Source organism: Pseudomonas sp. JZ114 (assembly GCF_051027705.1).
GTDB classification, from domain to species: Bacteria; Pseudomonadota; Gammaproteobacteria; order Pseudomonadales; family Pseudomonadaceae; genus Chryseomonas; species Chryseomonas luteola.
The window spans coordinates 2,847,031-2,860,503 of the sequence record NZ_CP069256.1; the positions used below are offsets into that span (position 1 = coordinate 2,847,031).

The window sequence follows — 13,473 nt, forward strand, 5'->3', positions numbered from 1 at the left end:
CGCGACGGAACTCAGTCGCTTTTGGCGTACAGTTTGGGTTCGCCAGCTGGCCGCGTCTTGAAGCGACGGTGTGCCCATAAGTACTGCTCGGGCAGCTTACTGACTTCTTTTTCCACCCACTGGTTGATTCTTAGGCAGTCAGTCTCCTCCGTCTCACCCGGGAAGTCCTCCAGCGGCGGATGGATAACCAGGCGGTACCCTGACCCATCGGCCAGCCGCTCTTGAGTAAAGGGCATGACAAGTGCCCGGCCCAGGCGTGCAAATTTGGTGGTAGCAGTAACCGTAGCGGCCTGAATTCCGAATAACGGCACGAAGATACTTTGCTTAGCGCCATAGTCCTGATCAGGTGCGTACCAGATGGCGCGGCCGCCTCTGAGCACCTTCAACATGGCTCGTACATCTTCGCGCTCGATGGCAGTGGCATCCAGATTATGTCGCTCACGCCCCTTGCGCTGCACGTAATCGAACACTGCGTTTTTGTGTTCGCGGTACATTCCGTCGATGGTATGCCGCTGCCCAAGCAGCGCAGCGCCGATTTCGAGCGTCGTAAAATGCAACGCCATCAGGATGACCCCCTTGCCCTCTTGTTGGGCTCGCTGGAGGTGCTCGATTCCCTCGATATGAGCGAGCCGACTCAGGCGTGATCTGGGCCACCACCAGCTCATGGCCATCTCGATCAAGGCGATACCGTTCGATGCGAAATTTTCCCTGAGCACACGCTTACGTTCGGCCTCGCTCCATTGAGGAAAGCACAGGTCGAGATTGCGCATCGCAATATGGCGTCGACTGGCAGAAACGTGCAGTATGACCCAGCCTATTGCGCGACCCAGGCGAAGCAGTACGCAATAGGGTAGCTGGACGATCAGCCAGAGTACGCCCAATCCCAGCCAGAGCAGCCAATAACGGGGATGAAGAAAAGCAAGTCGAAAACGAGGGCGTTCCATCAAACATCCTGGTAAACATTAAACGGTGCATTCTACATTCCTGACCGTTAGCAAGCAGCCATGCTTGCGACATGCTTGTCATCTCGTTATAAGTCCTCGGCATCTGACGCACGCGGTCCCAACATGAGCCAGGTTGATCTTCTCGATAACGATTCCGTATTCCAGCTAAAGGGCAACATGCTTGCCGTTACCGTGCTGGAACTCTCCCGCAACGATCTTTCACGCCTCGACCGTCAATTGGCACAGAAGGTGGCACAGGCGCCCAATTTCTTTCACGACACCCCGCTCATTCTATCGCTCGACAAGCTCGAGGAAGACGATGAAGCGCTTGACCTGGGTGCCCTGCTCGATCTCTGTCGCCGCCACGGCCTGCGAACCCTGGCGCTTCGAGCCAGGCGGCCTCTGGACATCCGGGCTGCCAACGATTTCGATCTGCCGGTGCTTCCTCCGGCAAGCGGTGCAGGGCGCGAGCGTGCCCTTGAGCTGCGCGAGCGGGAACCGGCAAAAGCGGCAGACCCTGCACCTGAACCGGAGAAGCCTGCCGAACCTGCCGTGAACCCCACCAAAGTCATTACGGCACCCGTACGCGGCGGCATGCAGCTTTATGCACCCGGTGGTGACCTGGTGGTGTTATCCTCGGTCAGTCCGGGAGCTGAATTGCTCGCCGACGGCAATATTCATGTGTATGGGCCAATGCGAGGTCGTGCCCTTGCAGGTGTGAAGGGCGACACAAAAGCAAGAATTTTTTGCCAGCAACTCACCGCCGAACTGGTCTCGATTGCTGGACAATACAAAGTAGCGGAAGACTTGCGCAGACATCCCCAGTGGGGAAATCCTGTTCAGATCAGTCTGTCTGGAGATGTGTTGAACATCACACGTCTTTAACGGATACTGCCGCGAATTTTTTACGAAGCGGTAGCGTCATCGATACCGCTTTCAGACCCGAATGGCGTCTGGAGTCCAGCCGAGTATTGTGTAGTGTTCCGGCGGCCATTTTTTGGTACTCCAGCCGTTCATTCCGTGAGCTTATTTCGAATTTAGGGTGAATCAGCTTGGCCAAAGTACTCGTAGTCACCTCCGGTAAAGGCGGTGTCGGCAAAACAACCACAAGCGCGGCCATCGGCACTGGTCTGGCCCTGCGCGGGCATAAGACCGTTATCGTCGACTTCGACGTGGGTTTACGTAACCTTGATCTGATCATGGGGTGCGAGCGTCGTGTTGTGTATGACTTTGTAAACGTCATCAACAACGAAGCCACGCTCACCCAGGCGCTTATCAAAGACAAGCGTCTCGAGAATCTGTATGTGCTGGCAGCCAGCCAGACGCGTGACAAGGATGCCCTTACGCTGGAAGGTGTCGGCAAGGTAATCGAAGAACTTAAGGGTAACTTCGAATATATTGTCTGCGACTCCCCTGCCGGGATCGAGAAAGGCGCCCATCTGGCCATGTACTACGCCGATGAAGCCATTGTCGTGACCAACCCGGAAGTCTCTTCCGTACGTGACTCGGATCGTATGCTTGGCCTGCTCGCCAGCAAATCCAAGCGCGCCGAGAACGGCGAGGATGCGATCAAGGAGCACCTGCTTCTGACCCGCTACAACCCAGAGCGCGTCAACAAGGGTGAAATGTTGGGCGTAGAGGATGTGGAAGAGATTCTGGCTATCCGTCTACTCGGCGTCATTCCTGAGTCTCAGGCTGTCCTGAAGGCATCGAACCAGGGTATTCCGGTCATTCTCGACGAACAGAGCGACGCCGGCCAGGCTTACAGCGACGCGGTAGAGCGGCTGCTGGGCAAGGAAATGCCTCATCGCTTCCTCGATGTGAAGAAGAAAGGCTTCCTACAACGACTATTTGGGGGGAGTGAATGAGCCTCTTTGCTTTCTTTCGCGATCGGAGGAAGCAAAACAGCGCTTCCATCGCCAAAGAGCGGCTGCAGATCATCGTCGCTCACGAACGCGGACGTCACTCCCAGCCTGACTACCTGCCTCAGCTGCAGAAAGATCTGCTGGAAGTCATCCGCAAATATGTACCGATCGAGCAGGACCAGATCCAGGTGGAATTGGAAAACCAGGGTAGCTGCTCGATTCTGGAACTGAACATCACTCTGCCAGACCGGGATCGTTGATCCCTGGCTGGTCATTCATCGGCGGCTCATACCGCCGATGGGCTCTTTTCTGAACGTGACATGCCTCTCTCAAATATCCGTTTCATCCACCAGGACGATGCGTTACTGGTAGTAGACAAGCCGACCCTGCTGCTCTCGGTTCCCGGTCGAGCCGAAGATAACAGGGATTGCCTGGTAACCCGCCTCCAGGAGAACGGCTACCCCGAGGCACGTATCGTGCACCGTCTGGACTGGGAAACCTCCGGGATCATGGTGCTTGCGCGCGACGCAGACAGCCACCGTGAACTCTCTCGCCAGTTCCATGACCGCGAGACTGAAAAGGCCTATACCGCTCTTTGCTGGGGTGAGCCTGAGGCCGACAGTGGCCGCATCGAATTACCGCTGCGGTATGACCCACCGACCAAGCCACGGCATGTCGTCGATCACGAGTTGGGGCGCCACGCGCTGACTTTCTGGCGCGTCATAGAACGTTGCGGTCATTACAGCCGAGTCGAGTTGACGCCTATTACGGGACGCTCCCACCAGCTCCGTGTGCACATGCTGTCCATTGGTCATCCGCTATTAGGTGATCGGCTTTATGCTCATGAAGACGCCTTGAATGCGCATCCCCGGTTGTGCCTGCATGCCAGCCTTCTGGCACTGACCCATCCCAAAACAGGTGAGCGCATGCGCTTTGAAAGCGCAGCACCATTTTAAAAAGGCCCAAATGGACCGGCTATTACGACGCCATAGGTGACGAGCCGACCCGCTCTACACTACTGCGTGCGCTGGATCATTGGAACGGTCCCACTGGAGCAGCGCTTGATCTTGGCTGTGGTACAGCTCGTGACACGCTCGAACTCCTGGCGCGCGGCTGGGATGTCATTGCCGTTGATGCACAGGCAGAGGCGCTTGAGCGCCTGAGCATTCGTGTCTCGGAAGGCCAGCATCAGCGCTTTACTACACTGCCGCAAATGCGCTTCGAGACACTGGAGCTGCCCAAATGTCAGTTGATCAATGCGAGTTTCTCGCTTTCCTTTCGCGAGCCCTCGTCCTTCAAAACCTTATGGCACCCAATTTCCACGGCGTTACGGCCAAACGGGCTGTTCGCCGGTCAATTGTTCGGACAAAGAGAAAGAGACAGTTAGGCTGCCTCAGGCATCACAGTGCTGGACAGGGCCTCTGTTCTGGCGCTGCCCTCGGATTGGACGTTGATTCATTTTGACGAAACTGAGGGGGGCCGGGAAAACGGCAAAGGGAGCCAACAAGCATTGGCACCTTTTCGACCTTGTGGCGCGTTAATCGACTAACTGAGTTAGCCCCCTAACAGCATAAATGGATAGACTAGGGGCATATTGTAAGGAGTACCGCATGCGCGACACACTCAATCAAGGTTTGATCGACTTTCTCGCTTCGTCCCCTACCCCTTTTCATGCTACCGCCACGATGAGTCGCCGTCTTGAGCAGGCCGGCTTCCAGCGGCTGGATGAGCGGGATACCTGGCATCTTCGTCCGGGTGGACGTTACTACGTTACACGTAATGACTCCTCATTGATCGCATTTCGCCTGGGTGATGATCCGCTACGCAACGGCCTGCGGATGGTTGGAGCTCATACCGATAGCCCCTGCCTGCGCGTAAAGCCCAACCCAGAGCTCTACAAGCAAGGGTTTTGGCAACTGGGTGTGGAAGTTTACGGCGGTATGCTGATGGCGCCCTGGTTCGATCGGGATCTGTCCCTGGCAGGTCGTGTCACCTTTCGCCAGACCGGCACTCAGCATAGCCGCCTGATCGACTTCAAACGTCCGATCGCTATCATTCCGAATCTGGCTATTCATTTGAATCGTGAGGCCAATCAAGGCTGGCCCATTAATGCCCAGAACGAGCTTCCCCCCATTGTGGCGCAGGTACCGGCCAGTGAGCGACGCGATTTCCGTGCGCTGCTGACCGAGCAACTGGAGCGGGAGCATGGCATCCTGGCCGAGTCGGTACTGGACTTCGAACTATCGTTCTATGACGTGCAGAAAGCCGCTGTGGTGGGTCTGGATGAAGACTTCATTGCCGGCGCCCGCCTGGATAACCTGCTGTCCTGTTATGCCGGTCTGGAAGCGCTGCTGTCGGCAGATGGCAATGAAAGCTGCGTGCTGGTATGCACAGACCACGAAGAGGTGGGCTCGAGCTCTCACTGTGGCGCGGACGGCCCGTTCCTTGAGCAAGTCATGCGCCGTGCCCTGCCGGAAGGTGAGGACTTTACCCGGATCATCGCCCGTTCACTGTTGATCTCGGCCGACAATGCTCATGGTGTACACCCGAACTATGCCGAGAAGCATGATGGCAATCATGGCCCTAAACTCAATGCCGGGCCGGTCATCAAGATCAATAACAATCAGCGCTACGCGACCAACAGCGAAACCGGTGGATTTTTCCGTCATCTCTGCCTGGAAAATGAAATACCGGTTCAAAGCTTTGTGACCCGCAGCGATATGGGTTGTGGCTCGACTATCGGCCCGATTACTGCCAGCCAACTGGGCGTTCGCACAGTCGATATCGGCCTGCCGACGTTTGCCATGCATTCGATCCGCGAACTCGCTGGCAGCCATGACCTGAATTATCTGGTGAAAGTCCTTAAAGCCTTCTATTCCAGCCATGTACTGCCATAAGGCAGAGGGAACCGCACGATGATCACGCATATCCGCAACAGTCTGCTTGAAGCCAAGACAGCACTGGACAACTTTTTGGCTGACGAACAGGCGCTACGGAATATCGAGCGTGCGGCAGAACTGCTGGTTGAAAGCTTCGAGCACAAGGGCAAGGCCTTCTCCTGTGGTAACGGCGGCTCCATGTGTGACGCCATGCATTTCGCTGAAGAGCTGACCGGCCGTTACCGCAAAAACCGCCCGGGCATTGCTGCCGTCTCCATAAGCGACGCCAGCCACATCAGCTGTGTGGCAAATGACTTTGGCTACGACTACATCTTTTCTCGCTATATCGAGTCCCATGGGCGCGAAGGAGATGTCTTGCTGGCCATCAGCACCAGCGGCAAGAGTCCCAATGTGCTCAAGGCCGCTGAGGCAGCAAAAGCGTTGGGTATCAAGGTCATTGCACTAACCGGCAAACCAGGCTCCCTGCTCGAAACCATGGCCGATGTCTGCATCTGTGCGCCTGGCGGCCACTATGCCGATCGTATCCAGGAGCTGCATATCAAGGTCATCCATATCCTTATGGAGCTGATCGAGCGTAAGTTGAACCCGGAAAACTACGCCTGACTTAACCATTCGGAGGCGGTGCCAACCATGGCGCCGCACTCACCTTACTCTGGCACGTCTACGCTGACATGAATGGCGTCGTGCCGCCAGTATTCCAGATCGCAATCGATCAGACGCCCCTGCTGATCGCGGTTGATACGTGTGATATGCAGCGCCGGGCTTCCCATGCTGACCTTAAGTGCCTGCGCAGCGTCCGCATGCAACGCTGTAGGCCGCATTTCGAAACGAACACGCCCATACCGGATACCGTATTCACTGGCATAGAGATCGGTTAGCGAATGGGTCAGGTCAAATTGCAGGATATTGGGAAAATAGATCGGGTTGAGATAGTGCTCCACATAGAGCACCAGACGGCCGTCGATACGCCTGGCTCGCCGTATCTGATAGACGCCTGTACGCTCGGGAAGCTCGAGAAGCCCACACACCGTTGCATTAGCAGACACCAACCGAGCCGAGAGGACTTCGGTAGCCGGAACACGGCCCTGCCCTGCCACCATGGCATGAAAATGCGAGCGTACTAGCGGGTTGTAGGCCACTCTGGGGGGCGAAACAAACCAGCCACGTCGCTCTTCCCGATAAATCAGCCCCTGCGACTCCAACTGCCCAAGCGCTTCACGCAATGTAATCCGGGTCGTTGAAAACGACTCGCTCAAACGTCGTTCTGCAGGCAGCTTGGTGGAGGGCGCAAGCGCACCACACATAATCTGCTCCTCCAATGAGCGGCAGATGGCTGTGACGGTTTTTGGTGCGTCATCGTGCGGGCTTGCTCTCATTTGGACTAGTCCAGCCGGTAAAGCTCAGGGATGCATGAGCCAGAAAGAAATAGTGGCAGCTTAGATTATCTAGATGACCGCCCCGTTAAGCTGCGAGTTAGCTCATGATTCGTCGTTAGGGCAACCCTCTGCATAGATGCCATCAGGGTGGAAATCAAATCGTCATCCTTCGGCGGTAGATTGGCTTGCGTCTTGCTGATCTAGACCAGCCAATCGACCACGCCTCGAAGGAGCGCTCAATGAAACGCTTGCTTGCTTCACTGTTGGGTAGCGCACTTGCGCTGAATGGCACCCTGGCCCTGGCCGCCACGGATATGAACACACTCGAGCAGGCTGCCCGCCAGGAAGGCCAGGTTGATAGCGTAGGCATGCCTGACACCTGGGCCAACTGGAAGGACACTTGGGCCGATCTGCAGAAAAAGTACGGCCTCAAGCACATGGATACAGACATGAGCTCAGCCCAGGAAATAGCCAAATTCGCAGCCGAGGGTGAAAACGCCACCGCCGATATGGGTGACGTGGGCGCCTCGTTTGGTCCCATTGCCGTGGAGAAAGGCGTAACTCAACCATACAAGCCCACCACCTGGGAGCAGATTCCCGACTGGGCCAAGGACAAGGACGGTCACTGGATGCTGGCGTATACCGGCACCATCGCGTTTATCGTCAACAAGCAGCTGGTAGCTGATGTACCCTATAGCTGGGCTGACCTGCTGCAGGGCAAATACAAGGTTGCCATTGGTGATGTAAGCGCTGCCTCACAGGCAGTGAGTGGGGTCCTGGCGGCTACCTACGCTAACGGCGGTGACGAAAAAAACATCAAGCCCGGCCTGGAATACTTTGGCAAGCTGGCGCAGCAGGGCCGTTTGTCCATGACCAACCCGGTCGTCTCGACCCTGGAGAAAGGCGAAGTCGAAGTGGGTATCGTTTGGGACTTCAACGGATTGAACTATCGCGATCAGATCGATACTTCACGCTTTGAAGTGCTCATCCCTTCAGACGGCTCGATTACGTCCGGCTACACCACGATTCTGAACAAGTATGCCAAGCATCCGAATGCAGCCAAGCTGGCACGTGAATACATTCTTTCCGATGCTGGCCAGATCAACCTGGCTCGCGGTTATGCCCGCCCCATCCGTGCTGACCATATCCAGCTACCCGAGGATGTAAAAGCCAAACTGTTACCAAGCGAGCAATATGCCAGTGCCAAGCCCATCGCGGATGCCAAGGCCTGGGAAGAAACAGCCAAGCGTCTGCCACGTCTCTGGCAGGAAAACGTGATCATGCAGATGAAGCAGTGATCCAATGAAGACGATCCTGGTTGTGCTGGACGGTCTGGCCTATGGAGTCGCCCGTGACTGCATGGGCTACCTCCAAGGTATCTGTCAGGCAGGGCGCGGACGGCTCTATACCATGCAGTGTGAATTGCCGTCGCTCTCCCGCCCGCTCTACGAGTGCATTCTCACAGGGGTACGCCCTGTCGACAGCGGCATTACGCACAATCAGATCGTCCGGCTTTCGAGCCAGCGCAGTGTGTTTCATTATGCGTGCGAGGCCTACCTCACGACGGCGGCTGCGGCCTATCACTGGATCAGCGAACTTTATAACCGTTCGCCCTTTGATGCCGCACGGGACCGTCATATCTGTGCCCCGGACCTGCCTATCCAGTACGGCCATTTCTATTACGCCGATCACTATCCAGACTCTCACCTCTTCGACGACGCAGAAAGCTTGAGACGACGTCATTCCCTTGATTTTCTGCTGGCTCACTCGATGAATATCGATGATGCTGGCCACAAATACGGACTTTCCAGCAGCCAATATCGAAACGCCGCACGTGTGGCAGATATATGCCTGTCCGGCCATTTACCGGTATGGCTGGAGGCGGGCTATCAGGTGATGGTGACAGCCGATCATGGCATGAATGATGACCGCAGCCATGGGGGGCTGCTGCCTGAAGAGCGTGAAGTCCCGTTATTCGTGTTCGGGACAGGCTTCAGCCTGCAAGAGGCAAGCCCTGTACAAACTGACCTATGCGGTACACTTTGTGAGCTTTTAGGTGTCGCCCATGACAAGCCGGTTTGTCGGGAACTCCTGGCATGAAAGGCAAATGGCTCGCCGCATTGTGCCTTCTGCCCTTTCTAGTTTTCTTTTGTGCATTTCAGATAGCCCCATTGATCTGGATCGCTATCAACAGCCTCAAGCACCTGGATGGCTGGGGCCTGGGTAACTTCACCGAAATCCTTGAATCACCCTTCTATCGCCAGGCTATACGCTTTTCACTGGAGATTTCGGTCTGGTCCAGCCTGTTAGGCCTGCTAATCGCCATTCTGGGCAGTTACTCGCTACGCCAGGTCGACTCGAAGCTAAGAGATTTCGTGACAGCCTTTGCCAACATGACGAGCAATTTTGCCGGTGTTCCCCTGGCGTTCGCCTTCATCATCCTGCTTGGCATCAATGGGTGCCTGACCCTGCTGCTCAAGCAGACCGGACTGATCGAGGACTTTAACCTGTATTCCAAAAGCGGATTGATCCTGATCTATACCTACTTCCAGATCCCGCTAGGCGTTCTGTTGCTCTACCCTGCCTTTGATGCCCTGCACGAAGACTGGCATGAAGCTGCCTCACTGCTTGGCGCCAATACCTGGCATTTCTGGCGTCATATCGGGCTGCCGGTGCTGACTCCGGCGCTGCTAGGTACATTCATCATTCTACTGGCCAATGCGCTGGGGGCCTACGCAACCGTATATGCCCTGACGACGGGCAATTTCAATGTGGTTCCGGTCCGTATAGCGGCATTGGTCTCTGGCGACATCTTTCTGGATCCGAACCTCGCAAGCGCCCTTGCCATGCTGCTGGTGATGCTCATGGCCGTGATTACCCTCGCTCACCAATGGCTGCTACGCCGGAGCTACCATGTCAAACGCTAACCGGTCGGTTTCACTCTACCATCGCCTGGTCGTCTGGCTGCTCTTTCTGATTCTTCTACTGCCGCTCGCTGCCACCCTGCTGTATTCATTGGCAACACAATGGTCCGCCACGCTTCTTCCCAGCGGGCTGACCTTGAAGTGGTACGTAGCGCTCTGGAGCGACTCACGCTTTCTCATCGCCTTCGGGCATTCATTGATCGTCTGCGTGGGCGCGCTGTTACTGGCCGTCTTCCTCGTACTTCCTCTCATGTTCGTCATCGCCTACCACTTCCCCAGGCTCGATGCACTCATGAACGTGTTCATCCTGCTGCCGTTCGCCGTGCCGCCTGTGGTGTCTTCCGTAGGATTGCTGCAACTCTATGCTGGCGGCCCCTTGCCGTTGATAGGCACACCATGGATTCTGATCGGCTGTTATTTCACCATCGCCCTGCCGTTCATGTACCGAGCCATCAGCAATAATCTGCAGGCACTGAATATTCATGACCTGATGGATGCGGCTCACCTGCTGGGCGCCAGCACCTTCCGGGCGGCCCTCCTGGTGGTACTGCCCAACCTGCGCAAGGGTCTTATGGTGGCGCTGTTTCTGTCATTTTCGTTTCTGATTGGCGAATTCGTTTTTGCCAACATTCTTGTTGGAGCGCGTTACGAAACCTTGCAGGTCTATCTGTACAACATGCGCAATGGCAGCGGCCATTTCACGAGCGCACTAGTCATCTCGTACTTTCTGGTCGTCCTGACCGTAACGTGGGCCGCCAGTGGTTTGAGCCGGGATAAATCATGAGCTTTCTAAGCGTTGAACATCTGCACAAGAGCTACGGCTCGAACATGATCTTTCAGGACATCGATTTCTCTGCAGAACAAGGTGAGCTGGTTACGCTTTTAGGACCTTCCGGCTGCGGCAAATCCACCTTGCTACGCTGCCTGGCAGGCTTAACCTCGGTAAACGGTGGACGCATCCTGCTCGACGGTCAGGATATTGCGACCCTGCCGCCGCAAAAGCGCGGCATTGCCATGGTGTTTCAGAGCTATGCGCTGTTTCCTAACATGACGGTCGCGCAAAATGTAGCGTTCGGCCTGAAGATGCAAAAAGTGGATCGCCAAACTTTACACCTGCGCACCGCCGAAGTGATCGAACTGGTAGAACTCAAGGGGTTCGAAGACCGCTACCCTCATCAGCTGTCGGGAGGGCAATGTCAGCGTGTCGCCCTGGCGCGATCACTGGTCACTCGTCCACGTCTGCTGCTACTCGACGAGCCGCTATCGGCACTGGATGCGCGCATCCGCAAGCATCTACGAGAACAGATACGCAGCCTTCAGCAAGCGCTCAACCTGACTACCCTGTTTGTCACGCATGATCAGGAAGAAGCCTTGACAATGTCCGACCGCATCGTGTTGATGCAAGCGGGCCGCATCGTACAAAGTGGCGATGCGGAAACCCTCTATACTGCGCCAGCCACGCTGTTTGCAGCAGGCTTCATGGGTAACTACAACATTCTGGATCCCGCTCAGGCCTTTACCCTGTTAGGGCGAAACTTCACTCAACAGGTAGCGATCCGCCCCGAATCGATCAGGATCAACGCATCGGAAGGCCCCAGTGCCGAGATTGTCGGACATACGCTGCTAGGCAATGTCATTCGCTACCGCGTGCAGTCATTGGGGATCGAATTACTGGTAGATGTCCTCAATCAGGATGCCTCTGCCTTGCACCCGTGCGGCTCACGCGTCACATTGGGGATCGATTCATCAGCCGCAAGAGAAGTCGCATGACCCTCGCTATTTTCGACCTTGACGAAACCCTGATCGACGGTGACTGCTCCAGTCTGTGGTGCCAGCGAATGGCCCAACTCGGCTGGGTTGACGAGTCCTTCATCCAGCGTGATGCCGCCCTGATGAAGGCATACGCCGAAGGCGCCCTGGCCATGGAAGAATACATGGCATTCGCCTTGGAGCCGCTCATAGGTCGAGCGCCTGAGGAGCTGGAGCCGGAGATCGACGCCTATGTCGAAGACGTGATCGAGCCTCTGATCTTCAGCGATGCCTGCCGCTGCATTGCGGAACATCGCGCCAGAGGCGACCGGATCGTATTGATTTCGGCGTCCGGCGCTCATCTGGTCGAACCGATTGCCGGTAGGCTGGGGATCAGCGAAATACTGGCCATCGACCTGGAACTGGCCCATGGGGTCTACACTGGCCGTACTCAAGGTGTTCTGACCTATCGAGAAGGCAAACTGACGCGCCTTCTCGAGCTGATAGATCATCAGGAGGTCGAGCTTGCAGATGCCAGTTTCTACTCTGACTCACGTAACGATCTACCCTTGCTAGAACGCGTTGGGCATCCGCACGCCGTGAATCCCGATCCCCGTCTGCGCGAGCAGGCCAGTCGGCGGGGTTGGCCAATCCTTGAGTGGAAATAGCCAAACAAAGGCTGGCCATGCCGGCATGGCCAGCCTCGACATCAGATCAGGCTGTCATCGAGGATCATCACGACCTTACCGTTCACCTTGTTGCTCGACAGTGCCGCAAACGCCGCCTCGGCATCCTTGGCAGCAAATTTTCGCTCCAGGTTCGGCTTGAGCTTGCCTTCTGTAAACAACGGCCAGACCCTTGCAGCCAGCTCTGCCATCAATCGGGCCTTGAACGCCGTATCGCGGTTACGCAGCGTAGAACCGATCAGGCTAATGCGCTTGCTCAACACCTTTGCCAGATCGAACTGCGCCTCTCGACCACTCATCAGGCCAATCAGTACCCACCGCCCGTCACGGCGCAGCACATCCAGATTAAGTTCGGCGTAGCTTGCGCCTACCGGATCAAGGATCACGTCGAATGGCCCGAAGTCACGCAGTCCTTCCAGCCCCTGGTGCCGATCAACGCCCCCTTCGGCACCCAGCGAAATGCAATAGTCCAGCCGCTCGGCCGAACCTACGCTGACCCAGCAAGGATTATCAAAAGCCTTACAGAGTTGAATGGCGGCAGAACCTACGCCGCTGGCCCCTGCATGCAAGAGTACTTTCTCGCCAGGTCGCAAGGCTGCCAATTCGAAAAGATTGCACCAGGCTGTTGCCCAGACCTCAGGTAGCGCTGCTGCCTCAGCCATCGACAGCCCTTCGGGAACCGGAATCGCATGCTGAGCATTCACCACGACTTCGCTGGCCATACCACCACCGGCCAGCAGAGCACAGACACGATCCCCGACGTTCCAATTGACTCCCTCACCAACTTCGACCACAACACCGGAACACTCCAGACCCAGGGTTTGCGGCGCTCCAGGCGGTGGCGGATAGTTACCGGCCAATTGAAGAAGATCGGCGCGATTAAGCCCGGCCGCGGCGACCTGGATGCGAATTTCACCTGCGGAAAGAGCAGGACTTGTCAGCTGTTGCCACTCAAGCTGACCTTCAATACCTTGCAATGCGTTCACGGTGCCTCCATAGTGAGCTAGCTTTTGACCTTTAACAGCGTAC

The 13,473-nt window shown here is 56.3% G+C and carries 17 protein-coding genes; 13 read left to right on the forward strand and 4 right to left on the reverse strand.

From position 1 onward, the window contains the following. Window positions 1–11: 11 nt before the first annotated feature. Window positions 12–944, reverse strand: coding sequence for a lipid A biosynthesis lauroyl acyltransferase (locus JQR90_RS13340; RefSeq protein ID WP_010795126.1), 933 nt, complete (start codon window positions 942–944; stop codon window positions 12–14). A 123-nt stretch (window positions 945–1,067) separates the two neighbouring features. On the opposite strand from JQR90_RS13340, the gene minC reads away from it, so the two are divergent. From minC to JQR90_RS13360, 4 genes are all read left to right on the forward strand, one after another. Then, the gene (minC, locus tag JQR90_RS13345) at window positions 1,068–1,829 is read left to right on the forward strand and encodes a septum site-determining protein MinC (protein WP_010795127.1); all 762 of its coding nucleotides are present in this window, start codon (window positions 1,068–1,070) and stop codon (window positions 1,827–1,829) included. Window positions 1,830–1,996: 167 nt separating this feature from the next. Next, on the forward strand, window positions 1,997–2,812 hold the full coding sequence (minD, locus tag JQR90_RS13350) for a septum site-determining protein MinD (protein WP_010795128.1): 816 nt from the start codon (window positions 1,997–1,999) through the stop codon (window positions 2,810–2,812). After that, entirely contained in the window at window positions 2,809–3,069 is a 261-nt protein-coding gene (gene minE, locus JQR90_RS13355) for a cell division topological specificity factor MinE (RefSeq protein ID WP_010795129.1), read from the forward strand. Before minD ends, minE begins: the two co-directional genes overlap by 4 nt. A 60-nt stretch (window positions 3,070–3,129) precedes the next feature. After that, window positions 3,130–3,765 (forward strand): RluA family pseudouridine synthase, encoded by a 636-nt coding sequence (locus JQR90_RS13360; RefSeq protein WP_010795130.1) that lies wholly within the window; start codon window positions 3,130–3,132, stop codon window positions 3,763–3,765. A 59-nt stretch (window positions 3,766–3,824) separates the two neighbouring features. Here the strand turns inward: JQR90_RS13360 and JQR90_RS13365 are convergent, their stop codons facing one another. After that, window positions 3,825–3,998, reverse strand: coding sequence for a hypothetical protein (locus tag JQR90_RS13365; protein ID WP_230382098.1), 174 nt, complete (start codon window positions 3,996–3,998; stop codon window positions 3,825–3,827). Here JQR90_RS13365 and JQR90_RS13370 point away from each other — a divergent pair. From JQR90_RS13370 to lpcA, 3 genes are all read left to right on the forward strand, one after another. Then, window positions 3,912–4,196 carry a hypothetical protein gene (locus JQR90_RS13370; RefSeq protein WP_230382114.1) on the forward strand — a complete coding sequence of 95 codons (285 nt, stop codon included), beginning with the start codon at window positions 3,912–3,914 and terminating at the stop codon, window positions 4,194–4,196. The genes JQR90_RS13365 and JQR90_RS13370 overlap by 87 nt on opposite strands. A gap of 223 nt (window positions 4,197–4,419) precedes the next feature. Continuing rightward, a complete protein-coding gene (locus tag JQR90_RS13375) occupies window positions 4,420–5,706 on the forward strand; it encodes a M18 family aminopeptidase (RefSeq protein ID WP_010795131.1) in 1,287 nt (428 codons plus the stop codon). An 18-nt stretch (window positions 5,707–5,724) separates the two neighbouring features. Continuing rightward, a complete protein-coding gene (gene lpcA, locus JQR90_RS13380) occupies window positions 5,725–6,312 on the forward strand; it encodes a D-sedoheptulose 7-phosphate isomerase (protein WP_010795132.1) in 588 nt (195 codons plus the stop codon). A 44-nt stretch (window positions 6,313–6,356) separates the two neighbouring features. On the opposite strand, the gene JQR90_RS13385 is transcribed toward lpcA, so the two are convergent. After that, complete coding sequence (locus tag JQR90_RS13385) at window positions 6,357–7,085, reverse strand: UTRA domain-containing protein (RefSeq protein WP_037029642.1); 729 nt, start codon at window positions 7,083–7,085, stop codon at window positions 6,357–6,359. A gap of 239 nt (window positions 7,086–7,324) precedes the next feature. Here JQR90_RS13385 and JQR90_RS13390 point away from each other — a divergent pair, with 239 nt between their 5' ends. From JQR90_RS13390 to JQR90_RS13415, 6 genes are read left to right on the forward strand one after another with little or no spacing between them, the layout of a single operon-like run. Beyond that, window positions 7,325–8,383 (forward strand): ABC transporter substrate-binding protein, encoded by a 1,059-nt coding sequence (locus JQR90_RS13390; protein ID WP_010795134.1) that lies wholly within the window; start codon window positions 7,325–7,327, stop codon window positions 8,381–8,383. 4 nt (window positions 8,384–8,387) lie between these two features. Next, window positions 8,388–9,185, forward strand: a complete 798-nt coding sequence (locus tag JQR90_RS13395) for an alkaline phosphatase family protein (RefSeq protein WP_010795135.1) — start codon at window positions 8,388–8,390, stop codon at window positions 9,183–9,185. Next, entirely contained in the window at window positions 9,182–10,012 is an 831-nt protein-coding gene (locus JQR90_RS13400) for an ABC transporter permease (protein WP_010795136.1), read from the forward strand. The genes JQR90_RS13395 and JQR90_RS13400 overlap by 4 nt, the downstream gene beginning before the upstream one ends. Further along, entirely contained in the window at window positions 9,999–10,793 is a 795-nt protein-coding gene (locus JQR90_RS13405; RefSeq protein WP_010795137.1) for an ABC transporter permease, read from the forward strand. The genes JQR90_RS13400 and JQR90_RS13405 overlap by 14 nt, the downstream gene beginning before the upstream one ends. Continuing rightward, window positions 10,790–11,779: an ABC transporter ATP-binding protein gene (locus JQR90_RS13410; RefSeq protein ID WP_010795138.1), complete on the forward strand. Its 990-nt coding sequence runs from the start codon at window positions 10,790–10,792 to the stop codon at window positions 11,777–11,779. The genes JQR90_RS13405 and JQR90_RS13410 overlap by 4 nt, the downstream gene beginning before the upstream one ends. After that, window positions 11,776–12,426, forward strand: a complete 651-nt coding sequence (locus tag JQR90_RS13415) for an HAD family hydrolase (RefSeq protein ID WP_010795139.1) — start codon at window positions 11,776–11,778, stop codon at window positions 12,424–12,426. Before JQR90_RS13410 ends, JQR90_RS13415 begins: the two co-directional genes overlap by 4 nt. A 41-nt stretch (window positions 12,427–12,467) precedes the next feature. Here JQR90_RS13415 and JQR90_RS13420 read toward each other — a convergent pair whose 3' ends face one another. Next, window positions 12,468–13,430, reverse strand: a complete 963-nt coding sequence (locus tag JQR90_RS13420) for an NAD(P)H-quinone oxidoreductase (RefSeq protein WP_010795140.1) — start codon at window positions 13,428–13,430, stop codon at window positions 12,468–12,470. Between the last annotated feature and the right edge of the window lie 43 nt (window positions 13,431–13,473).